This is a genomic window from Bradyrhizobium sp. LM2.9 (assembly GCF_054056555.1).
Genome location: NZ_JBSRYJ010000002.1, coordinates 5,010,696 through 5,033,703, shown reverse-complemented (window position 1 = coordinate 5,033,703; position 23,008 = coordinate 5,010,696). Strand labels below are relative to the sequence as shown.

Sequence of the window (23,008 nt, the reverse complement as noted above, 5' to 3'; positions counted from 1 at the left end):
GTCCTCGCCCTTGGTGGGCGGTTGCTGAGAGCCATCGTCTCAAAGCGCGCGAGCGATATCAATCTCCCGTAAACCAATACAGGGCTGCAAATTCGTAGAGAGCACGCGCCTTTGGTTGAAGATTTGTCCCGTGCGGCGGCATTTTCGACAGTTTCCCGCCGGCTGTTCGCAGCTCGTTCACTTTGATCGAGGGTTTGCTGCGCGCAATAACGACCACTTAGGCGATCGCCAGTCATAACGTCACCCGGGAAAAAAAGGCAGAAATGCCCGGGGAGTTGAGATCGTGACGACGACACTCGCGCGCACCTTTGCGGCGTTGAGCGCCATAAATGAAGCGATCCTCTACGCGAAATCGCCGGACGAGCTGTACCAGAAGGTCTGCGACGCCGGGTTTTCGAGCGGGGACTTCATGGCGGTCGCCGTGTTCCTCGTGGATTCGGACGGCCGTCTGCTGCGCTTTGCCGCCGGCCGCGGCGACGACGTCGCGCGGTTGAGCGCAATCGAGATCACCACGGAAGCCGGAAGCGCCGAGGGATCGGGCGTCAGCGGGGAGGCCTTCCGCAGCCGGAAGCTCTGCATCAGCAACGATTTTCTGAACGATCCGCGCTCGCTCGCGTGGCGCGAGGGCGCGTTTAAGGCGCATGTCGGCGCCGCGGCGGCGTTGCCGCTTCTGTGCAGCGGCAAGAGCGTCGGCGTGCTGCTCGTGACCCGCAGTGAGGCCGGTTCGCTAAGCGATCAAATGGTGTCGCTGTTCGAGCGCATGTCGGCCAACATTTCCTATGCTCTGGACAATTTCGCGCGCGAGACTGCACGGCAGACCGGCGTGCGGGCGATGCGCCGGCTCAACCGCATGTACGGCGCGATCAGCGCAACCAACGAGGCCATCCTGCGCGCCAAGAGCGAGCAGGAGCTGTATCAGCTCGTGTGCGACGCATCCGTGCACAGCGGCGAATCGCTGGCGACTATCGTGTTGCTTCGCGAGCCGGATTCTCACTGGATGAAGCCGGTCGCCTCCACCGGGCAGAACCTCGAGCTGGTCACCCAGGCACGCTATTCGATCGATCCGGAAAATCCCTGCGGCAAGGGCATATCCGGCGAGGTGTTCCGGACGCAAAAGCCGATCGTCGAGGACGATCTCGCTCGCCGCACCAGGGGCACTCCGTGGGAGCGCGCCAACGTCAACACTGGCGTTGCCGCCTGCGTGGTCGCGCCGCTGATCAGGCACGGTGAAAGTGTCGGCGTGCTCTTGTTCTTCATCAGCCGATCCTGGGCCAAGGACGAGGAGATCGTCGCGCTCCTCTTGCGGATGGCTGAGAACGTCTCGTTCGCGCTCGAGAATTTCGGGCGCGAGGCTGAAAAAGCCAAGATCGCCAGAGAAGAAGAGCGCCTGGCACGCATGTATGCGGCGCTGAGCGCCACCAACGAGGCGATCTTGCGCGCGCGGTCGCGCTCCGAGCTGTTCGACCTTGTCTGCGAGGCGACGGCGAAGGGAGCCAAGTTCACTTCGGTCACCATTGCGCTCGCCGATCATCACGCCGAACTGCTGCGTGTCGTCTCCTGCTACGGACCGAACGCGGATCAGGTTCGCAACTTCAAATTCTCGACCTGCGACGATGTGCCCGAAGGCCGCGGGCTGACCGGCACCTCATTCCGCACGCGCCAGCCCGCCGTCAGCAACGACGTGCTCGCCGACGATCGCATTGCGCCGTGGCAGGCCAGCGCCCGCCGCAACGGGATCGCGTCCTCCGCGTCGTTGCCGCTCTTCAACGGCGACCAGGTCGAAGGCGTGTTCCTGTTCAACTCTCCGGAGCGCGACACCTTCACGGGCGAATTCATCGAGCTGCTGCGCAAGCTCCAGGCCAATGTCGCCTTCGCGCTGGAGAATTTCGACCGGGCCGACGAGAAGGCGAAGGCCGATATGCAGCGCAACCGTCTGCGCGGCATGCTCGAGGCGCTGACCGCGACCAACGAAGCGATCATGCGGGTGAAGACCCGCGCCGAACTGTTCGAGGTGATCTGCGAGGCGGCGGTGCTCGGCGACACCTTCTCCTCCGCGACCATCGCACTCGTGGACGAGACCGGGCATTACCTCGACATTGCCATGACCAAGGGCGAGAGCTGCTATCAGGTCAAGCAATGGCGGTTCTCGACGTCGGCTGGCGATCCGGAAGGCCGGGGGCTGGCCGGCACGACGTTCCGTACGCGCGCCCCTTGCGTCGCCAACGAGCTTCTTACCGACGTCCGTACGGCCCATTGGCATCAGATCGCTCGCATCCAGGGCACGAAATCGGGCGCCTGCTTCCCGTTGCTCAGCAATGGCTGTGAGGCGATCGGCGTGCTGCTGTTCCTCTCGCCGGACGAGGGCACGTTCACGCCGGATCTCATCCAGCTGCTGGGACGGCTTGCCGAGAACGTGTCGTTCGCGCTCGACAATTTCGAGCGCGCCGAGGAAAAGGCCCGCACCGAGGCGCAGAAGGAGCGCCTGACGCGCATGTTCGCGGCGCTGAGCGCGACTAACGAAGCGATCATGCGGGCGAAGTCGCGGGCCGAGCTGTTCGACCTCGTTTGCCTGGCAGCGTCGAACGGCGCCAAGTTCACCTCGACCACGATTGCGCTGGCCAGGGCAGGCAGCGACCAGCTCGAGATCGTGTCGGCGGCCGGGCCGTCCGCCGACACCACGCGCAACGTCCGTCTCTCCGTCGACCCCGAGCGACCCGAGGGGCGCGGAATGAGCGGCACGGCGTTCCGCACCCGCCAGCCCTGCATCAGCAACGACTATCTGAACGACGACCGCGTCCGCGTCTTCCACGCTATCGTCCGCAACGACGGCGCGCGGTCTGGCGCGGCGTTTCCGCTCGTCGCGCACGATCAGGCCGTCGGTGTCATGATCTACATGTCGACCGAACCGGGTACCTTCACGGTCGAGTTCGTCGAGCTGTTGCAGCGCCTCGCCGACAACGTCTCCTTCGCGATGGAGAATTTCGATCGCGCGGACGAGAAGGACGAGGCGGACGAGCGGATCGAGTACCTCGCCTCTCACGACAGCCTGACCGACCTGCCGAACCGCGAGACGTTCAACGGGCTGCTGCGGGAGGCAATCGACGCGGCGCAGCGCCACGATCACCGCTTCGCGGTGCTTTTCATCGACCTCGACCGTTTCAAGGTTATCAACGATTCACTGGGACACGAGGCCGGCGACCTGCTCCTGCTCGAAGTGGCGAACCGGCTGCGCGGTGCGCTGCGGGCAAGCGACGTCGTGGCGCGGCTCGGCGGCGACGAGTTCGTGGTGATTCTCGACCAGTGCGGTGAGATCGACGACGTCCAGCGCATCGCGACCGGGCTGCTGAAGGCGCTCGCCGAGCCCATGGAGCTGGCCGGGCACGAGTGCCACACCACGGCCTCGATCGGCATCGCGATGTATCCGGCCAACGGCGCCGACGTGCAGACGCTGACCAAGAACGCCGATATGGCGATGTATCTCGCCAAGGAAGACGGCAAGAACGGCCACCGCTTCTTCTCCAAGGAAGTGAAGACCCAGTCGATAGAACGGCTGTCGCTGGAGAGCGCGTTGCGCCGGGCGCTGGAGCGCGAACAGTTTTCGCTGAACTACCAGCCCAAGGTGGACATGGAGACCGGCCAGATCACCGGCGTGGAAGCGCTGCTGCGCTGGACACATCCTGATCTCGGCAGCATCTCGCCGGCGCAGTTCATTCCGCTTGCGGAAGAGACCGGGCTGATCGTGCCGATCGGCCGCTGGGTGGTAAGGGAGGCCTGCGCGCAGGCCATGGCTTGGCAGCGCCGCGGCTTGTTGCCGGTGTCGATGGCAGTCAACCTGTCGCCGCGTCAGTTTGTCGACGAACATCTGTTGCAGGACGTCGACGAGGCGCTGGCCGCCAGCGGCATGTCGCCGGTGCTGCTCCAGTTGGAAGTCACCGAGAGCATGATGATGCGTAATGTCGGGCGCGCGCTGAAGGTGCTCGACGCCATCCAGAGTCGCGGCATTCGTCTCGCCATCGACGATTTCGGCACTGGCTATTCGTCGATGTCGCTGATGAAGCATTTTCCGATCGACACCATCAAGATCGACCGCTCCTTCGTGCGGGACCTGCCGCAGGATTCGGAAGACCAGGCGATCGCACAGGCGATCATCAGCATGGGCAAGGCGCTCGGCATGACCGTCGTCGCGGAAGGCGTCGAGAACGTCGAACAGGAAGCTTTCTTGCGCGCCCATGGCTGCGACGAAATGCAGGGCTTCCTGATCGCCAAGCCGTTGCCGGCGCGCCAGATGGCGGAGTTGCTGCGACCGATTGAGCTGGCTGTCGCACCGCCGCTCCAGCCGGAGCCGGACCAGGCCGCCACCGAAGCCGCTGCGCTACGGTTGAAACGAGCTGTCGTCTAACGGCTGCGGGTGCAGCTCGCGGACGTCGTCTTTCTTGATTTCCGCCTTGCGCGGAAAATCATCCGGCCAGGTCAGCGAGGTCTGTTTGGCGAACAGGGCGAGCAGGGCATGGGCGCCTTCGGCAAAGCTCGAGTCGTGGCTCAGACCGAGTTCAGAACACCACGCGTGTGGCATCGGCTCGTGCGCGTCGAACAACGCCATTGCCGGACCCCACCACCAGGCCGGCGCCGGCGATCGTTCGTCCTCCGGCACGGCATGCCAGAGGACGAGTTCATCCATCACGCGCTCGAATTGCAGGCTTGCGGCCTGATGCATTCGTTCCGTGCTCCCTCGGGTCGCGCCTGAAAGCAGGCCGACGGACAGTCCGTCGCTCGGCCATCTCGACGTTTCTCAGCGATTGAAGGGCCGTTTGCGGCTGAAGAGAAGATAGATCGCGCGGGGATTGGTGGTCAAATAGCGCCAGAACAGGCGTCGCGGCTCCAGCAAGGTGCGCCAGACCCATTCGAGTCCGATCTTCTGCATCCATTGCGGGGCGCGCGACCGGCTGCCCGACAAGAAGTTGAACAAGCCGCCGGATGTCTTGATGACGCCGACATTGGTGAGATGCGGGGTGAATTCCTCAACGAATGCCTGCTCGTTGGGCACGCCGAACGCGACCCACAGATAGTCCGGCGCGAGCGCATTGATCTCCTCGACCTTCGCGCGCAGCGTCTCGCCCCGGAGGTAGCCGTGGCTGTGTCCGACGATCTTGAGGTCCGGATACAGGCGACGAACATTCTCGACCGCTGCGGCGTTCTCGGCCTCGCTGGCACCGAGCATGTAGAAGGTGCGGCCCAGCGCTTCCGCCTTGCGCGCGACGACGTGGAACAGGTCGGTGGTCGCGACGCGCTCGGGCAGTGGAAACCAGGATTGCAGTTTTGAGGCCGCCACCAGCGGCTGGCCGTCGGCGTTGATCAGGTCGGCGGCACGGAACAGGCGCTCGGTCTGCGGTTCTGTCGAACACCGCGCCAGCACCTCGCCATTCGCCGAAGTCAGGAACAGCGGGCGGCCGATGCGATGACGCGGATCGGTTGCCTCGATCATGAAGTCGGCGGTCGCTTCCAGGTCGAGTGCGGCCATGCGAAGGCCGCCGACCGTGATCCGCGGCACGTCGGCGGTTGCGGCCCGGCCCTCCAGATTGATGCGACGCTCAAGCATATTGTCTGCCTCGCTGGCGCGCTTGGGTTGCGGGGGTGAGCTCGTCGAGCACGACGCCGACGAGCTTGCGCTCCGCGCGGCCGAGCGTGTTCAATATCTCTTCGAGGCCATCGTTGATGTCGAGGCTGGTCGGCAGCACCGCCACCAGCGCGTCGGCATCATCGAGCAGTTTGCGGCTGGCGCCCGTGAGTGGCGCCGCGGGGCCGTCGAGGATCACGAGGTCATAGCCGCCGGCGGAGCGCGCCTGCTCGATGGCCTTGCGGATGGCGTCAGTGGCCTTGCCGGCGTCGCTTTCGGCGGCCGGCAATACCGAGATGCCGTTGAGTGTCTTGATCTCGCGCGCGACCTTGCTGCCGATCGAAAGCCAGCCGAGCTTGCTCGGCTCGCTCTTGCCGGCACGGTTGACCTTGTTCGAGAGCGAGTGTGCCTGATGGTCTGCATCGATCATCAGCACGCGAGCGCCGTCGCGCGCCGCCGCGAGCGCGAAATTCAGCGCGGTTACGCTGCGCCCGGTGGTCTCACTGGCACCGACGAGTGCGATGACCGGCATCGCCTTGCCGCCCGTACGGCGTGCCACCGCGGCGCGCATGTCGCGCCAGGCGTTGAGCAGCGTCGTCAGCGGAAAACCCGGGCGCAGCGTCGGCCAACCCAGACGGGTGAGGTCGACGCCGCTGCCGGTGGCGAGAATGGCGCCGAGCGTGTGGATGACGTCGGCCTCCTGGAGGCGGGCGATCAGCGGCTTTTCGATCAAGGGCTTTTCAGCCATCGATGGTTGCAGCGGTGGTGCGGCAAGCTCCGGGAGAGCCTGCGCGACTTCCGGGGTTCGCGAAACCTGCTGAGGTCGTGCAGTCTCCTGAGCCCGCGAAGGCTCTGGAACTCGGGGAGCTTGCGGCACCGGAGCGCGATTGGGACGGGCCGGCGCGGGTGCCGGCACGGACGCACCGGCGAGTAACATTTCGGCGGCGACGAACCAGCTCGATGCAGCGATCGCGCCGAAGACGAAGCCGATCATGGCGAACAGGCTCATCGCCGGTGGGAACGAGCGCCGCTGCGGCACCGTCGCTTCGCCGATGACGCGGGCCGCCGAAGTGTTCAGCGTCTCCTGCTCCTCGGTCTCGCGCGAGCGCTTGAGGAAGGATTGATAGACGTCGCGGCTGGCATCGACTTCGCGCTCGAGCTCGCGCAGACGCACGGCGGCCTGGCTGAGCTGGACGCTCTGCCGCTTCTGCGCCTCCAGCGCCCGGTTGAGCGAGGCTTCAAAGTCGCGGGCGCGCGTCAAATCGTTCTTGGCGGACTGGGCGAAGCGGTCGATCTCTTCGTTGATGGTGCGCTTGAGATCCTCGACCTGCTTCTCGGTCTGGCGCAGCGCCGGATGACGGGGGCCGAGCTCGCCGGTCTGCTCCGCATATTTCTTGCGCGCGTCGGCGTATTGTGCGCGCAGGTTCGCGATGGTCGGCGATTGCAGCGCCTCGGAATTCGCCCCCGCATCCGCTGTCGTGCGCCGGCTCGCCTCGATCTGGTCGAGACGCGCCTGCGCATCCATCGTCGCTGCGCGGGCGGCGGAAAGCCGCTGGTTGCTGGCGGAGAGCTGCTGGTCGCTGATCAGGGCGTCCTGGGTGCCGACGAAATTGTTCTGGGCCTTGTAAGTCGCAAGCCCGGTCTCGGCGTTGCGCAGCCGCTCGCGCAACTCCTTCAGGCGGCCGGAGAGATCGTTGGTGGCGCGCCGCGCTGCCGAAGCCTGCGAGTTGCGGGATTCCGTCAGGTAGGTGCTGGTCAGCGCGTTGGCGAGCATCGCTGCTTTCGCCGGATCGGTCGACCAGACCTCGATGTCGACAATGAAACTCTTCTCGGTCTTGCGGATCGTGATGTGCCGGTTCAGCGCCTCGAGCGCCGCGAGCTGCACTTCCTTCTTCTCCGCGGTCGAGGGCGCGCGGGGCTGAAGGCCGATCAGGCCGAGCAGTGACGAGATCAGGCTCTTGCCGTCACCGCCGCCACCGAATTCGGGGTCCTTGTCCAGATCGGTCTGCTGGATGACTTTGAGCAGCACGCTGTTGGAGGTGATCAGGCGCGCCTGGCTCTCGATCACCATCGCCATGCCGGAGACGTCCTGCGCGCGGGGCGTGAGCTCACGATCGACGAGCTGGAGCTCGCGCGGGTCGACATAGAGCTGGGCGGTGGCGGTGTAGTGGGGCGTCAGGCTCTTGCCCAAGGTGACGGCAAGGGTCGCGCCGAGCAGGGCTGCAGCGGCAATCGCGATCTTCCGCCGCCAGAGTAAATTGACAAGCTCCAGCACGTTGAAGCCGGCCTGAGGCCGCTGTTGCGGGACCTCTGGTCTGGCCGGGTCTATCGGCTGGTTATAGTCTAGCATGATCCCCAGCTTTCATTCCAACTGTCGCGTGCTGAGGGGTTACTCTTCGCTCTACGCAACGCACCTGAGATATAGGTGCCCAATCAACGCAACAGGGAAAATTAACCATACTCATTGAGGGACTATTCACCGAAATGGCAAACAAAGCGTTTAAACGCATGCCACCCTTCGACGCGTCGCTGCGACGCGTGCGACGGCGCGGTCCTTCAGAGATTAACGGTTCGTTACCGCGTGCGGCGTGGCCACGAGGCTTCGCTCGTCGTGCGATCGGCCGCGCGCTCACCATGGCCGTCAATTTTTCCGCAGGATGACGTGATAGTCGCCGCGGCGGACGTCGGTCCCGCGCGGAAGCACGGCGTTCAGCACGGCGGCGCCGGCGTCCACCAGGGTTGCGAATAGCGGCTTGCTCCGGCGCATCTCGGGATAGCGCGGGCTCTCGACCTCACGGCGGTAGACCATCTCAAGGCCATTGGCGACCGCGAACGCTTCGAGCCTCGGCAGCGTCACCAGGGGATGGAAGAAAGTCGGGAACGGCGGCTCCCCCGGCAGGCCGGCATCCTTGATGCCGCGGATGTGCCGGTAGAACCAGACGTGGAACCAGTGCGGCGAGTATTTGGTGACGACGCCGGACAGCGAGCGCGGATTGGGCGCGCCGATCAGGATCATCCCACCGCGCTTGAGCGCATCGCGGAAATTAAGGAGCGCGGCGTCGACATGGGGCAGATGCTCGATCACATTGTAGCAGATCACCAGATCGAAGGTTTCGCGCCCGAAGCGGTAGGTCTGGACGTCGCCGAGGATCGCTTCGTCCGCGTAGCTGTTGTTGCGGACCTGGTCCTCGTCAATGTCGACGACGGTGACCTTGCTGCGGCTCAGCAATTCCGGTGGCAGAACGCTGCACGAGCCGCCGCCGGCTTCGTAGGTGGCGAGCTGGCCCTGCGGCAATATGCGGCGCAGTACGTCGTGGACGGCGAGCAGGCTGTCGCGCGCTTCTCCGGGGACGAGATCGTGCAGCGCCTGAGGGGGTGCAATGGCCGCGGGAATTTGGACCGCCGTGGCTGTTGCGAAATCGATCGTGGCTGGCTTGTTCATATTTTCTGACCGCGCTTGTTCGACTTAAATTTACAGGAAAAATCTCGCATGCCCGAAGAGCAAATCTGATGCCGCGCAGCTTCACCGGTCTTGGTGCTTACGGTCGAGTTAACGCGCACGGGCGTTAACTACGGCATCATCCATGTCGGGCCGCCGCCCGCGCGATGGACCGCGAATTGCACTATCACATGCGCAAGGTTTTGCGGCAGAAACACGCGATGGCGGTTAAGCGAATGGTATTGCACCGTGATGGCCGGAGATTTGCGCCGTCGCGAGCCCCACGCCAGCCGTTCATTCTGGGGCGGATCTGTCCCGCGGCGCTCTGCCGTTGCGAAACGGCGCCGATCCGCGGGATCGAAGCAGGGCTTTTTCAATCTATATCGGACATCTAGAACGTCATGACATTGATCCCGACAGACTTGTCCGCCGCGCGTATCTCGGATGCCGGGCGCGATCCCAACCGGGAGATCGCGGCGAGCTCCCGAATTATCGACCTGTCGGTCGGCATCGTCGTCTGCATCCCCTGCTTCCGCCGTCCGCAGCATCTGCGGCTGACGCTGGACTCGCTCGTCAGCCAGCGTACCCCGCGCTCCTTCGCCGTCGTCATGGTCGAGAACGACGCGGTACGGCGCGAAAGCGCACCGGTGGCCGCGGAGTATCTCGCCGGCGGAAGGCTCCAGGGCGTCTGCCTGGTCGAAAAACGGCAAGGCAACGTCCAGGCGATCAACGCCGCGTTCGAGACGGCGCAGGCGCTGTTTCCCGCCGCGACCCGCTTCCTGATGATCGACGACGACGAGATCGCTTCGCCCGACTGGCTCGAGCTGATGGTTCGCACCGCGGATGCGACCGGCGCCGATGTTGTCGGCGGGCCGGTGCTGCCGGTCTTCGAAGACGACAGCAAGCCCTGGCTTTCGCGCCATCCCGCCTTCTGCCCCGCCTATGATTACAGCGGCGCGGTGCCGCTGATCTATGGCTGCGGCAATTGCCTGATCACGCGCGCGGCGTTCGAGCGGTTCGACCGTCCCGCCTTCGACCTGCGCTTCAACTTCCTCGGCGGCGGCGATTGCGATTTCTTCGTGCGATGCCGCGATGCCGGCATGACGTTCCACTGGACTGCGGAGGCAGTCATCACCGAGACGGTGCCGCAAAACCGCACCAGCCCCGGCTGGATCGCCAAGCGTGGTCTGCGTATCGGTGCAATCAATTATCGTGTGCAGTCGAAGGCCGCGCAGGGCGCGGGAGCGCGGGCGCGGGTGTTTGCGCAGATGCTCGGGAGGTTGCCGCTGTCGCTGGTCCGATCCGCTCGCCTGCTCGTGACATCAAAGCCCGTCGTCGCGATGCATCCTGCGCTGGTCGCGCTCGGCTCCATGCTTGCGGCGTTCGGCATCGAGCCGAAGCCCTATGAAGCCTCGAAGATCGTATCCTGACGCCGGAGTGAGGGATTAGATGCCGAAGCAGGCGAGGGCGACCCTGACCGCGGCGCGTGGCAGCGATTTGAGCGAGCGGCGGCCGACCATCCCGAGATAGGCGAAGGCCTGGCGATATCTGCCGAAGCGGACCGCTTGCATCGCCGAATATGTGACGAGATGAACCTCGGCGGCCTGGCGCAGCCCGGCTGCCATGCCCGCGGGTAGTCGCGCCATGATCAGCCCGTCGTCGAACACCCGCGCGATGGCCGGGAAGAAATCCTGCGGCTTCCGAACCGCCGCGTTCATGGTGTTGGCCGTGTGCAGGCGGTAGTCGAGCAGAAGGTTTGGCGCAAACTCGAATTCACCGATCGCGGCAAGGCGGCACCAGCAGTGCCAGTCCTCGCAATATCTGAGTGAGACGTCGAAGCCGCCGATGGCGCGAAACGCCTCCGCACGCGCGAGCGCGATGCCGCCATTGACGATGAAGTTGCCGGCCGCGAGCCGCGCCAGCACATCACCGGACGGTTTGCGGCGTCCTTTCAGCAGATCCCGTCGACCGATCTGCCGTCCGTCGCTGTCGATCGTGTTGTAGTCACCGTAAACGAGAACCGCGCGCGGAGCACCACGCGCGGCCGCCAGCAGCGCGGCGACCGCGCCGGGCCGCAGGCGATCGTCGGCATCGAGGAAGAGCAGCCATTGGCCGCTCGCATGCCGCGCGCCGAGATTGCGCGCCGCCGATACGCCGGCGGCGTCGTTGGTCAACAGGCGCAGCCGCGGGTCACGGATGGCACGGACGATGGCCGTGGTGTCGTCGGTCGAACCGTCGTCCACGACGATCACTTCGGTGATTTCGGCTTGCGCCAGTGCGCTGGCGAGGGTTTCGCCGACATAGGCCGCGACGTTCTTGGCCGGAATGACGACGGACACCGATGTAGTGGAGCTGATTTGCAGCGGCAAGCGCGCCGCCGGAGCGACGCGTGATGTGGCCGGTAGTTCGAGAATTTCTTCGGCGGTAATCAAGCTACGGTTCGCCTTTAAGGGTCTGTTAACCAGGGTGCGTCTGCGCATTGGCAATGCGATTGATCGCAACCTTGGGCGCCGCAAATGATACTCGCATTCCGGTGAAATCGTTGCCGCGAAGGCCGGCGCGGCGCTGGTTTTGTAGAATAGCGTTAAGCCGGCGGCATTAAGCCTGTGGCAAATTTGGAAGAGTGCGACAGCCGGTCCCATGCGAGAATGCGCACCGAACTTCCCGCGGATGGACCCAGTGCCCGCAAAGACATTCGACTACGATCCCGACGACATGGTTCTCAACCTCTTCTACGAGGACAAGGACGATCGCTGGTTTTCCGGCGACCGGCATCTGCGGCGCATGGCGCGCCGCATGCTGCTCGGCGAGCCGCGTATGAGCGGGCAGCTGCGCGTGTTCCTCAATCTCCGTGCGGGGCTCGATCGGCTCGGCATCCGCTATCGCGTCAACGATTATGGCTACATCGCGCAGCATCCGGGCGAACTCGCCTGCATCATCGGGCGCACCTTCCTGCTCGACAAGTTTGCGTGGAAGAATCCGATCCTGCTCGGCGTCGCCGCCCATAATCATCCGCTCGACGATCCCGACCTGTTCAAGCGCCTGCCGGTCAAGAAGGTGGTGGTGCCCGGCCCGTGGTACGCCGACATGTACCGGCCGCATTGGCCCGAAACGGAGGCCTGGCCGGTCGGTATCGACACGGATCTCTGGGCGCCGTCGCTGACGTCGCAAAAGACCGTCGACGTCCTGATCTACGACAAGGTCAACTGGGACCGCGAGCGCTATGCTTCGGAGCTGATCGAGCCGGTGCGCGCCCGGCTCACCAGAGAGGGCCGCTCGTTCACGGAACTGCGTTACGGCAGTTACAAGGAGGACGACTATCAGGCCGCGCTCGCGCGCTCGCGTGCGATGATCTTCCTGTGCCAGAACGAGAGCCAGGGCATCGCTTATCAGCAGGCGTTGTCCTGCGGCGTGCCGGTGCTCGCCTGGGATCCCGGTGGCCCCTGGCGGGACGCCGATTATTATCCGCATCGTGTCCAGTTCGCGCCCGTGTCGTCGGTGCCGTATTGGGACGATCGTTGCGGCGCCAAGTTCGTCGACGTCGCGGGGTTCGGGGCGGGTTGGGACGATTTCTGGGCCGGGTGCGCCGCTGATACGTTCGATCCGCGCGGCTTCGTGCTCGACAATCTCACGTTGGAACAGCGCGCGCTGCAATATTACGAGATCGCGCGGAGCATCGTGCGGCAGCAGGCTGTGCCGCAGAGCTCCGGTGTACTGGTTGACGGATGCTTAACAGGGATCGGCTAAGACTTGGAGCTTCCCCAGTTTCCCGGGCAGCCTTGAGCCATGGATCGCAGCGTCGCTGACATGACTGACGTCGAGGCCCGATCGTTCGGCTACGTCCTGCGCGACGGGCTTGCGGGGGTCAACGCCGTGCGGGCGGGGCGTTGCCTCGTCGCAGTCGCGGCGCTGCTCCTTGTGCTGGTAACGCTCGATCCGTTTCCGGATCTGCGCAGCGAGGATGTCATCACCGTCGTCGGCGGACGGATGGCGCTCACCTATGTCTCCTGGGGCCTGTTGGCTGCGGTCGCGGTGCTGTTCGTCGCCGCAACGGATGCGCCCGCGCTGAAGACCCTGGTGACACCGCTGCATCTCTGCCTGGTCGGCTGGCTGTTGATCAACATCGTCTTTTCCGAGAGCCGCGGCGTTTCGATTCAGCGCTTCGTGCTTGCGGCCAGCGTGATGTCGCTTGCCGTGCTGTTGCCGTTGCTGCCGCCGACGCAGCGCAGCTTCAACCTGTGTCTTGGTGGCGCCGCGCTCGTCCTGCTCGCACTCTGCTATCTCGGCGTCTTCCTCGCGCCGCAATATTCGATCCACACCGCACTCGACGTCACGGAGCCGCAGCTGGCCGGCGACTGGCGCGGGAGCTTTGGCCACAAGAACATCGCCTCGCCGGTGATGACCATCCTGGTTTATGTCGGCATTTACCTGTCCGCCGTCGGATCGTTCGTGATGGGTCCGGCGATCGCCGCGCTGGCCGGACTCTTCCTGATCTTCACCGGCGGCAAGACGTCCTCGGTGCTATGCCTAGCGATCTACGCGCTCGCGTCGCTGGTCTGCGTCACGCCAAGCTTGTGGCTGAAGCGGATCATCTGTTTCGTGCCGCTGATCGTGATGAATTTGCTGACGGTCGGCAGTGTCTTGAGCCCGGCGCTCGGAGCGATGACGCGGCTGCTTCCGCTCGACCCCACCTTCACCGGCCGCTCCGCCATCTGGGAGTTCGCGCTCGCAGCCGTCGCCGAGAAGCCGATCACCGGCCACGGCTATGCGGCGTTCTGGGACGACGTCACCGCGCGGCAGACCGCCCAGGGCGCCGAATGGGCGACGACCGCGGCGCACAGTCACAACAGCTATCTCGACCTCGCGGTCACCATCGGCCTGCCGGGTCTTGTGCTCGTGATCCTCGTCTTCGTGCTCGCGCCGCTCGGCAATTTCCAGTCGGCCCGGACACACAATCGCAGTCGCGCGCTGGCAAAGCTGTTCCTGACCGTGTGGCTGTTCGGCCTGTACTACGGAGCGACCGAGACCTTCCTGCTCGAACGGCAGAATCCGATCTGGTTCATGTTCGCTGTTGCTGCGGCCGGCCTGCACTTCCTGGCCAGGTTCCAATGTGTGACGCGAAAGGAACTTGAAACCTGACGGCTTGTCGCAACCGGTGCGGCAGTGGCATTGGCTTAACGATAAGCAGTGACGTCGCTTGTGGTCTGCGACAAAACACAATCTATCTGGAAACATTCAGTAATCGTAAGCACCGCGGATGACGTTCCTCAGCGTCGAGCAACCAAATGGTCTTGTGTCCAGCACGTCGGGAATCGCGGTCGATTTCGTGCGTGACTGGCGGCACGCCGCATCGCGCCTGAACGCTGGTCATCGCACTGCGTTTCAGCATGGTTATTGGCTCGGCGCCTGGTACAAAGCGTTCCACGACCTCGCGCCGCTGATTGCATTGATCTCCGATGCCGCGACCGGCAGGGACATTGCGGTGGTGCCGATGATCAGCCACCTCAGGCGCGGCATCCGCATCGTCGAATTCGCGGATTTCGGCGTCTCCGACAACAACGCGCCGATCCTGGCGCTCGATGCCGCGTTGGACGCGGCGGCAACGGATGCGATCGGCAAGGCGCTGATCGACGCATTGCGCGCATTGCCCGATCGATTCGATCTGCTGCGCCTGAAGAAGATGCCAGCCCATGTCGGCGGCAACCCGAATCCGCTGGCGTCGCTCGGCCGGATCGGGTCCTGCTCGCTCAACGGCAACCTCGTGCTGACCGGCGACGATTATGAAGACTACCAGGCTTCGATCAAGCGCATGCAGATGCCGCGCTGCTGGCGCGTCTTCAGCCGTCATGGCGGCGCGCGATTCGAGGTCGCCACCGATGTCGCGCGTGCGCGCGAGCTACTGGACGTGATGGATGTCCAGCAGCAGGCGCGCATGCAAAAGCTCGGTTCGCGCTTCGTCCTCAACGACGAAACCCATGCGCAGTTCTATCGCGAAATCGCCCGCCAGGGTGTCGCGGACGGTTACGCCGTCATCTCGGCGCTGGTGTGCGACGAGGCCATCGTCGCCACCACGCTCGGCGTCAGGTTTGGTGCGACCTATTTTCTCCTGCGCATCAGCCACGCCGGCAATTCATGGTCGAGCTGCTCGCCAGGGCTGCTGGTGACCGAGCGCACCATGGCAGCGCTGCATGCAGAAGGCGTGCGCCGTTTCGACCTCAGCATCGGCAACCAGGACTACAAGCGCCGCTTCGGCGCCGAGCCGGTGCCGCTGACCGATGTCAGCGTCGCGCTGTCCTGGCGCGGCATGCCCTTCGCGTTGCGCGATCATGCCGCGCAGGGCCTGCGCCGTCACCCCAGGCTCGCCGTCCTCGCGGCGCGGGCCATGGGCAAGGGGAGGCGCTGACGCCGCCCCCTCGCATCAGCCGTGAAGCCTAGCCATGTAGCTTCTTGGCGGTCTCCGCGATCTGGCGTCCCTGATAGCGTGCGCCGGCGAGTTCGTTGGCGCTGGGCTGGCGGCTGCCGTCGCCGCCGGTGATCGTGGTGGCGCCGTAGGGCGCGCCGCCGGTGACCTCGTCGAGCTTCATCTGGCCGGCGAAGCCGTAGTTCATGCCGACCACGACCATGCCGAAATGGAGGAGGTTGGTGATGATCGAGAACAGCGTCGTCTCCTGACCGCCGTGCTGGGTCGCGCTCGACGTGAAGGCGCCCCCGACCTTGCCGTGCAACGCGCCCTTGGCCCAGAGCCCGCCGGCCTGGTCGAGGAAGTTCGCCATCTGCGAGGCCATGCGACCGAAGCGGGTGCCGGTGCCGACGATGATCGCGTCGTAATTGGCGAGGTCTTCGATTTTGGCGACGGGTGCAGCCTGGTCGACCTTGTAATAGGACGCTTTGGCGACCTCGGCCGGCACCAGTTCGGGCACGCGCTTGATGTCGACATTGACGCCGGCTTCGCGCGCGCCTTCGGCAACGGCGTTGGCCATTGTTTCGATGTGGCCATAGGCGGAGTAATAGAGGACGAGAACTTTGGTCATGATGGTCTCCGTTGAAAGGTGATTTGAGGTGTTCCGTATGAGTGGCGCTTACGCCGCGTCGACCAGCACGAGCTCGGTGTCTTCCAGAGCCGTGATCTTCAATCTGTCCTCGTCGCAGATCGCGGCGCCGTCGCGAGCATTGACGCGGACGCCGTTGACCTCGACTGAACCCCGCTGCGGGCACAAGATAGAGGTGCCGCGACTTTTGCGGTTGGTATTCCGCGCTCTCGCCGGCTTTCAGCGTGGTGGCGAGCACCCGCGCATCGGCGCGGATCGGCAGCGCGTCCGTGTCACCCTCGAAGCCGCTCGCGATGGTGACGAGGTTGCCCGAGCGGTCTCCTTTCGGAAACGGCTTCGAGCCCCAGGTCGGTTGTCCGCCGCGCGCGGTCGGCTCGATCCAGATCTGGAAGATCCGTGTCTTGGTCGGCTCGAGATTGTACTCGGAATGTCGGATGCCGCTGCCGGCGCTCATCACCTGCACGTCGCCCGCTTCAGTGCGGCCCTCGTTGCCGAGGCTGTCCTGATGGGTGATCGCGCCCTCGCGCACATAGGTGATGATTTCCATGTTGGCGTGGGGATGGGCGGGAAAGCCCGTGTTCGGCGCGATCTCGTCGTCGTTCCACACCCGCAAGGCGCCGTGACCCATGTTGTTGGGGTCGTAGTGACTCGCGAAGGAGAAATGGTGCTTGGCGTTGAGCCAGCCGTGATCGGCGCCGCCGAGCTTTGCGAAGGGTCTGAGTTCGATCATCTGCGTAATTCCTTATATTGGGATATTGGGGCGCCTAGGCGCCGAAACCGCCGTCGACGTTGAGGACGGTGCCGGTGACGAAGGAGGCTTCCGGGCTTGCGAGGAAGACGACGCCGGCCGCCACCTCCTCGGGGCGGCCGAAGCGCTGCAGCGCGTGCTGCTTGCGCTGGGTCTCGGCGAACTCGCCGCCGTCCTTCGGATTCATGTCGGTGTCGATCGAGCCGGGCTGCACCACATTCACGGTGATGCCGCGCGGGCCGAGGTCGCGCGCCACGCCCTTGGTGTAGCCGACGACGGCCGCCTTGGTGGCGACGTAGTCGGCAAGGCCCGGGAACGAGGCGCGGTCGGCAAGCATCGAACCAACAGTGACGATGCGGCCGCCTTCACCCATCAACTGCGAGGCGGCGCGGATCGCCGCGATCACGCCATGCACGTTGATCGCATCCTGGCGGGCCAGCGCCTCGGTGTCGGCATTCGCATCGTCGATCGCACCGCCGCTCGCAACGCCAGCATTGTTGACGAGAATGTCGAGATGGCCAAACTCCTTCGCCACGTCGTTGACGAGCTGCGTCACGTCCTTGGCCGAGGCCTGGTCCGCCCTGAAGGCGCGGGCCCTGACGCCCTTTGCCTTCAGTTCAGTGACGACCGCTTCGGCCTTTTCGGGTGACGCGACATAGCTGATGGCGACGTCCGCACCTTGATCGGCGAGTGCGCGGGCAGAGGCCGCGCCGATACCGCGCGAGCCGCCGGTGACGAGGGCAACCTTGCCTGAGAGCTTCTTGGTCATTGGATTTCTCCATTCCTGAATTTCTGATGACCCTTGGATAAGCCTCCGCTTGTGGTATAGAAATAGAAACTGTTGAAACACATTGTTTCCATTAATAACCCAATTGGACCGGTTCCATGGCAAAACTCCCCGATTTCGAGGCGCTCGCGATTTTCGCAAAAGTCGTGGAATTACGGTCGTTTGCGGGTGCCGCGGGCGAGCTCGCGATGTCCAAGGCGACGGTGTCCAAGGCGGTCACGCGCCTCGAAGAGCGGCTCGGCGCCCGGCTATTCAACCGCACCTCACGCCGGCTCGCGTTGACCGATGCCGGGCATAAGCTCGCCGAGCGTGCGACGCGCCTTTTGTCCGACGGCGAGGCGGCGGAGAACGAGGCGCTGGCGCAATCGGTAGCGCCCCGCGGGCTGGTGCGGCTCGCCGTGCCCATGACGTTCGGGATCAAGGCGGTGGCGCCGTTGCTGCCGGAGTTCTTCGAAGCCTATCCGGAAGTCTCCGTCGATCTGCACCTGAGTGATGCGACCGTCGATTTGATCGGCGAAGGTTTCGACATGGCAGTGCGGATCGCGCGGTTGCCGGATTCCTCGCTGATCGCGCGACGGCTGTTCACCATGCCGCGCTTCACGGTGGCGTCGCCGTCCCTATCTCAAACGCCAGGGACGGCCGACGCATCCCATGCATCTCGCCGAGCACAAGTGCTTCAGCTATGCCTACCTCTCGACGCCGAATGTCTGGCACTACACCAATTCGGCCGGCGAACAGGCCAGTGTACGTCCGGGCGGACAGCTTCGCGTCAACAATGGCGAAGCCGTGATGCCGGCGCTGATCGCGGGTCTCGGCATCGCCGAACTGCCGGAGTTCATCGTCGGCGAGGCCATCGCCTCCGGCGAGGTCGAAGTCATCCTGAAAGACTGGAAGCAGGCCGAAGGCGCCGTTCATCTGGTGACGCCACCCGGCGGCCCGCGCCCCGCACGTGTCGAAGCGCTCGGCGATTTTCTCGCGGCGAAGCTGCCGGGTACGTGCAAGCGGCGGGCGCGCGGAAAGACAAAGCCGTCGTAGAGCGAGCGGCTTCAACACCCTCGTCATTGCGAGCGCAGCGAAGCAATCCAGACTCCCTCCGCGGTGACACTCTGGATTGCTTCGCTGCGCTCGCAATGACGGAGTCTGAGCTACGACACCTTCACGCCATCCTTCGCGATAATTCGCAAGCTCGGCTTCAACGTCTCTTCCAGCCGCGACTTCAATTCATGAACACGCGGATCGCTCGAGCGCTTCGCGCAGACCGCGTATTGATGCACCGATTGCGCCAATGCGCGCCGTGCGTCCGGCGTTCGCGTCGTTTCGGGCTTTGAAAGCCGCATCACGATCGCCGCGAGATTCACCAGCATCTCGTCCAACGCCACGTCGATGGTCCGTAGTTTATTCATCGCTCCACTCCCTGGGATGCAACGGTGGGTCCAGGGGAGCGTTCCTGACCGGGCGAAACATGGATAATGCGTCGTAAATCCCGCCGCACGGCTTGTTCTTGCGGGCGGTCGCGCTAGGCTGGCAGCGAAACAAGAAAAACAGGGGGAAATCTGCCATGGATCGACGCGATGTCCTGCGCGCCGCTGCCGCATTGCCGTTGTTGCCCGCCTTGTCGGGCCCGGCTTTCGCGCAAGCCTATCCCGCTCGCAACGTCACCATGATCGTGCCGTTTCCGGCCGGAGGCCAGGCGGATCTCGCGGCGCGCCCTGTCGCACAGGCGCTGGAGCGAATCCTCGGCAAGGCGGTCATCGTCGACAACCGCGCCGGCGGTGGCGGCGGATCGGTCGGCAATGCCGCGGCCGCGCGCGCTGAGCCCGACGGCTACACGCTGCTGATGACGCTGTCCTCGCTCGCGGTGCTCCCTGAGGCCGACCGGCTGTTCGACCGTCCCGTCGCCTACGAGGTCTCGCAGTTCATGCCGATCGCGCGGGTGCTGGCCGATCCCACGCTGCTGGCAGTGCCGGCCTCGGCACCCTGGAAGACGGCGCAGGATTTCGTCGAGGACGCCAGGAAGCGCCCGGGCCAGATCACCTACGGCTCGTCCGGGCCCTATGGCACGCTGCACGTGGCGATGGAGATGTTCGCAAACAGCGCCGGCATCAAGCTCCTGCATGTGCCGTTCCGCGGCGCAGGTCCCGCGCTGACCGCGCTGCTCAGCGGCACCGTGCAGGCGATTGCGGCCGCGCCCGGCACGCTGAAGCCGCAGGTTGACGATGGCAAGCTGCGCGTGCTCGGCAATTGCGGCGCGCAGCGCATCGCGAGCTTCCCCGACGTTCCGACCTTCCAGGAGCTCGGCTACAAGGACGTCGAAATGTACATCTGGGCCGGGCTCTTTGCACAGAATGCTCTCCCTGCGCCGGTCGCGAGCCGCCTGCGCGAAGCGATGGCGCAGGTGATGACGAGCCCCGACGTGCTCAAGTCGTTCGAGGTCTCGGGCAGTCTTGTCGCCTATCAGGACGCACCGGCGTTTGCCGAGTTCGTCGCCACCGACAGCATGCGGCTGATCGCGGCGGTGAAGAAGATCGGCAAAGTGGAGTAAGTTCCAATCGCGCTTTCACGTTTTTTTGTTGGTCCAGAACCTCCGCGCGTCTCATTGATTGGACAGAATTCAAGAGACTCAAGAAGGATCGGGACATGCGGACAGAGCGGATTGTGCTGGGTGTAGCGCTCGCGATCGGCGGCATCGTCGCACAAAGTGCTGCGTCCGCCGAAGAATATCGCGGAACCATGGAACAGCAGATGGCCTGTACGCCGGATGTGTGGCGGCTGTGCAGCGACCATATCCCGGACGTGAGCCGCATCACGGCCTGCTTGCGGCAGAACACACCACAGCTTTCCAGCGGCTGCCGTGCGGTGTTCCAGTCCAACAACCAGATGCAGCCGCAGCAGCAGGTTCCGGGCAATCGAGCGCCGCCGCGCTATAACAATGCGCCGCTACCCCCTCCGCAAGCGCAGCCGCGGCCTTATGATCAAGCGCAGCCGCGGCCTTACGATGATGACAATGATTAGCGCACGATCGGAGCGCGGTTGGCGGTAGGCGCAAAGATGCTGCCGGTGCCGCCTCGTTCAGCGCTCCCCCTTGCTGTCCGACTCAGGTCGATGTCGGAGCGCCGTCCGCAGGATGGCGCCGAAGAGCAAAGCCGCGACCGGCCAATGGAACCAGATCTTGTGCATGCCGGTGAAAATGTTGATCAGAATCAGAAAGGCCGACACCGTGAGGGCCGCTGCAACGGGGCGGGGAAGCTTCGCTAGCCCATCTGAAACGAAGCCCATCCACGTGGATGACTCGTATCGGTCGCGGTGTACGGCGTCAGTTTGCGAGCCCGCAATTGCGCCCCGAGAAGTCAGGCGTTCGTCAGGCGGAAAGCTCCGTGTTTGAGCGGTTTGGCCGCTCATGGTCACACGATAACTGGTCACGGGAGCAATGTTTTTCATTGGACGCTGGCCGAGGCAGTCGAAGCCAACAGACAATTTGTTGTGCACCTGATCATAGGTGGAGCTGGAGATCACGATGCCCCCGGGTTCGGCAAGCTCTTGCAGACGCGCCGCGATATTGACCCCGTCTCCATAAAGATCGGAACCATCCACCATCACATCGCCGAGATTGATGCCGATGCGAAAACGCATCGGGGGAGGTGGGTCCGAATCCTGGTTGGAAATTTCCTGCTGAATCTCAACCGCACATTGCACGGCCTCGACGACGCTGGCGAATTCGGCGATGACAGCATCACCCCAGGTATTCACGATCCGCCCGTCATGGCGCTCCACCAATCCCGCAATGGCCGTGCGGTAGCGGCGGAGTGTCTCCAGCGTTCCCGCCTCGTCGGCTTCCATGAGGCGAGAATAGCCGTGCACATCAGCGCACAGCACGGTGGTCAGCCGTCGTTTTACCTTATCGTCGGGCATGGTTCATACATAGCCTCCTTGACTGGCAAATGCATCAGGCATCCCGCAGCTGCCTTACGGCCTGACCTCGCAGACATCGACCCATTCGGCCGCCGTCAGCTCGGCCATGCGGTCCGGCGTGATGCGCACCGCGCTATGGGTCGAGCCTGCGGCCGGCACCACCATGTCGAACGCCTTTAAGGACACATCGCAGTAAATCGGCAGCGGCGACTTCAGCCCGAACGGACAGACGCCGCCGACCTCGTGGCCGGTGATCTCGGCGACCTCTTCCAGACCGAGCATCTTCGGCTTGCCGCCGAACGCCGCCTTCACCTTCTTGTTGTCCATGCGTGAGGTACCGGCCGCGACGATCAGGAGCACGCGCTCGCCGATCCGCAACGACAGCGTCTTGGCGATCATTCCAGGCTCGACACCATAGGCCTCGGCGGCCAGCGGCACAGTCGCGGAGCTGATCGGGGATTCGATGACGGTGATGTCGGGGGCTTTTTCAGCGAAGAAATCGCGAACGGATTGAAGGCTCATTCAGGTCTCACGGGCGGGCGGCGATCCTTGGGCGATCCTTCGGCGATCCTTGGCAGCTCGGAGAGCGAACGGACGCGGTGGTCCGGCGCGAAGCCGAGCTCATCCATCTGGGTGCGGATGGCCTTGAACATCGTCAGCGGTGCCACGAGTTCATTCTCGACGCAAGCCAGCGCCATCGCCTCGGGTGTCACACGTTCGATCCAGGCGACGTTCAGCCCGAACGCCTTCGCGCCCGCGACGTCCCAGGGGTTGGAGGAGACGAACAGCACCTCGTCAGGTGCGGTGCCGAGTGCCTCGCCGATCAGCATGTAAGCTTCCGGGCTCGGCTTGAAGATCTTCTTCGCATCGACGCTGATCGTGGCATCAAGCAGAGCGTCGAGCCCGGAATTGCGTACGAGCGCACTCAGCATGTTCGGACTGCCATTGGAGAGGATCGCTAGTTTTCGCGGTTTCAACGCCGCGAGCGTGGCTGCCGCATCCGGATAGAGATCGAGATGCAGGTATTTCTCGATCACCCGCTCGAACGCATTGCTGTCATAGGCGAGCCCGAGCACGCGCAGCGTATAGGCAAGCGAGTCGCGCGTGACGGCGTTAAAATCCTGGTAGCGCCGCATCAGCGAGCGCAACCAGGTGTATTCGAGCTGCTTGATGCGCCAGATCTGCGTGATGATCTCGCCGTAGCCCGGAAACGCATCCTCGGTTGTCTCCGCGACCGACTGGATGTCGTAAAGCGTTCCGTAGGCGTCGAAGATAACGGCTTTCAGGCTCAATTGACCGGTCCTCCGGATCGCTGCGGGCGCATGGACTATACTCGGCGCAGCTGTATCGATCCAAGGGGGAAACGCGAATTGAGGCCTCGGCTTCTTACAACGATCTTGCCGAAGTGTGAGCCGGTCCGGAGGTGAGCATATGCTTCGGGGACCTCGTCGCGTGAATTGAT

General features: G+C 64.3%; 18 protein-coding genes and 2 pseudogenes. 8 read left to right on the top strand and 12 right to left on the bottom strand.

Annotated features, from left to right (window positions below):
* The first annotated feature begins 283 nt into the window (after positions 1–283).
* A complete protein-coding gene (locus ACVWW3_RS26205; RefSeq protein WP_456648187.1) occupies positions 284–4,399 on the top strand; it encodes a bifunctional diguanylate cyclase/phosphodiesterase in 4,116 nt (1,371 codons plus the stop codon).
* On the opposite strand, the gene ACVWW3_RS26200 is transcribed toward ACVWW3_RS26205, so the two are convergent.
* The 4 genes from ACVWW3_RS26200 to ACVWW3_RS26185 form a co-directional block, all read right to left on the bottom strand.
* Positions 4,373–4,714 (bottom strand): hypothetical protein, encoded by a 342-nt coding sequence (locus tag ACVWW3_RS26200; RefSeq protein WP_456648188.1) that lies wholly within the window; start codon positions 4,712–4,714, stop codon positions 4,373–4,375. The genes ACVWW3_RS26205 and ACVWW3_RS26200 overlap by 27 nt on opposite strands.
* A 75-nt stretch (positions 4,715–4,789) precedes the next feature.
* Complete coding sequence (locus tag ACVWW3_RS26195; RefSeq protein WP_354107252.1) at positions 4,790–5,596, bottom strand: WecB/TagA/CpsF family glycosyltransferase; 807 nt, start codon at positions 5,594–5,596, stop codon at positions 4,790–4,792.
* Positions 5,589–7,964: an exopolysaccharide transport family protein gene (locus ACVWW3_RS26190; protein WP_456648189.1), complete on the bottom strand. Its 2,376-nt coding sequence runs from the start codon at positions 7,962–7,964 to the stop codon at positions 5,589–5,591. Before ACVWW3_RS26190 ends, ACVWW3_RS26195 begins: the two co-directional genes overlap by 8 nt.
* A gap of 291 nt (positions 7,965–8,255) precedes the next feature.
* Positions 8,256–9,056 carry a class I SAM-dependent methyltransferase gene (locus ACVWW3_RS26185; protein WP_247446226.1) on the bottom strand — a complete coding sequence of 267 codons (801 nt, stop codon included), beginning with the start codon at positions 9,054–9,056 and terminating at the stop codon, positions 8,256–8,258.
* A 398-nt stretch (positions 9,057–9,454) separates the two neighbouring features.
* On the opposite strand from ACVWW3_RS26185, the gene ACVWW3_RS26180 reads away from it, so the two are divergent.
* The gene (locus ACVWW3_RS26180; protein WP_456648190.1) at positions 9,455–10,483 is read left to right on the top strand and encodes a glycosyltransferase family 2 protein; all 1,029 of its coding nucleotides are present in this window, start codon (positions 9,455–9,457) and stop codon (positions 10,481–10,483) included.
* Between the two features lie 15 nt (positions 10,484–10,498).
* Here the strand turns inward: ACVWW3_RS26180 and ACVWW3_RS26175 are convergent, their stop codons facing one another.
* Complete coding sequence (locus ACVWW3_RS26175; RefSeq protein WP_456648191.1) at positions 10,499–11,485, bottom strand: glycosyltransferase; 987 nt, start codon at positions 11,483–11,485, stop codon at positions 10,499–10,501.
* Between the two features lie 247 nt (positions 11,486–11,732).
* Between ACVWW3_RS26175 and ACVWW3_RS26170 the strand changes: the two genes are divergently transcribed.
* The 3 genes from ACVWW3_RS26170 (at position 11,733) to ACVWW3_RS26160 (ending at position 15,456) form a co-directional block, all read left to right on the top strand.
* Positions 11,733–12,800 carry a glycosyltransferase gene (locus ACVWW3_RS26170; protein WP_456648192.1) on the top strand — a complete coding sequence of 356 codons (1,068 nt, stop codon included), beginning with the start codon at positions 11,733–11,735 and terminating at the stop codon, positions 12,798–12,800.
* 39 nt (positions 12,801–12,839) lie between these two features.
* On the top strand, positions 12,840–14,192 hold the full coding sequence (locus tag ACVWW3_RS26165; protein WP_456648193.1) for an O-antigen ligase family protein: 1,353 nt from the start codon (positions 12,840–12,842) through the stop codon (positions 14,190–14,192).
* A 118-nt stretch (positions 14,193–14,310) separates the two neighbouring features.
* Positions 14,311–15,456 (top strand): GNAT family N-acetyltransferase, encoded by a 1,146-nt coding sequence (locus ACVWW3_RS26160; protein ID WP_456648194.1) that lies wholly within the window; start codon positions 14,311–14,313, stop codon positions 15,454–15,456.
* A 28-nt stretch (positions 15,457–15,484) separates the two neighbouring features.
* Here the strand turns inward: ACVWW3_RS26160 and wrbA are convergent, their stop codons facing one another.
* From wrbA to ACVWW3_RS26145, 3 genes and pseudogenes are all read right to left on the bottom strand, one after another.
* A complete protein-coding gene (gene wrbA / locus ACVWW3_RS26155; protein ID WP_456648195.1) occupies positions 15,485–16,084 on the bottom strand; it encodes an NAD(P)H:quinone oxidoreductase in 600 nt (199 codons plus the stop codon).
* 48 nt (positions 16,085–16,132) lie between these two features.
* A pseudogene (locus ACVWW3_RS26150) lies at positions 16,133–16,832 on the bottom strand (pirin family protein).
* Positions 16,833–16,866: 34 nt separating this feature from the next.
* Positions 16,867–17,619, bottom strand: a complete 753-nt coding sequence (locus tag ACVWW3_RS26145; protein ID WP_456648197.1) for an SDR family NAD(P)-dependent oxidoreductase — start codon at positions 17,617–17,619, stop codon at positions 16,867–16,869.
* A 116-nt stretch (positions 17,620–17,735) separates the two neighbouring features.
* On the opposite strand from ACVWW3_RS26145, the pseudogene ACVWW3_RS26140 reads away from it, so the two are divergent.
* Positions 17,736–18,672: pseudogene (locus ACVWW3_RS26140) on the top strand (LysR family transcriptional regulator).
* Positions 18,673–18,782: 110 nt separating this feature from the next.
* Here the strand turns inward: ACVWW3_RS26140 and ACVWW3_RS26135 are convergent.
* Positions 18,783–19,040 (bottom strand): hypothetical protein, encoded by a 258-nt coding sequence (locus tag ACVWW3_RS26135; RefSeq protein WP_456648199.1) that lies wholly within the window; start codon positions 19,038–19,040, stop codon positions 18,783–18,785.
* Between the two features lie 155 nt (positions 19,041–19,195).
* On the opposite strand from ACVWW3_RS26135, the gene ACVWW3_RS26130 reads away from it, so the two are divergent.
* Positions 19,196–20,179, top strand: coding sequence for a tripartite tricarboxylate transporter substrate binding protein (locus tag ACVWW3_RS26130; protein WP_354107263.1), 984 nt, complete (start codon positions 19,196–19,198; stop codon positions 20,177–20,179).
* 95 nt (positions 20,180–20,274) lie between these two features.
* A complete protein-coding gene (locus tag ACVWW3_RS26125; RefSeq protein WP_456648200.1) occupies positions 20,275–20,649 on the top strand; it encodes a hypothetical protein in 375 nt (124 codons plus the stop codon).
* A 57-nt stretch (positions 20,650–20,706) separates the two neighbouring features.
* Here the strand turns inward: ACVWW3_RS26125 and ACVWW3_RS26120 are convergent, their stop codons facing one another.
* Genes ACVWW3_RS26120 through ACVWW3_RS26110 form a run of 3 tightly spaced genes read right to left on the bottom strand, consistent with a single transcriptional unit; the run spans position 20,707 to position 22,838 of the window.
* The gene (locus ACVWW3_RS26120) at positions 20,707–21,546 is read right to left on the bottom strand and encodes an adenylate/guanylate cyclase domain-containing protein (RefSeq protein WP_456648201.1); all 840 of its coding nucleotides are present in this window, start codon (positions 21,544–21,546) and stop codon (positions 20,707–20,709) included.
* A 54-nt stretch (positions 21,547–21,600) separates the two neighbouring features.
* On the bottom strand, positions 21,601–22,068 hold the full coding sequence (locus ACVWW3_RS26115; protein ID WP_247339806.1) for a YbaK/EbsC family protein: 468 nt from the start codon (positions 22,066–22,068) through the stop codon (positions 21,601–21,603).
* The gene (locus ACVWW3_RS26110; protein ID WP_456648202.1) at positions 22,065–22,838 is read right to left on the bottom strand and encodes a haloacid dehalogenase type II; all 774 of its coding nucleotides are present in this window, start codon (positions 22,836–22,838) and stop codon (positions 22,065–22,067) included. Before ACVWW3_RS26110 ends, ACVWW3_RS26115 begins: the two co-directional genes overlap by 4 nt.
* Positions 22,839–23,008 lie beyond the last annotated feature (170 nt).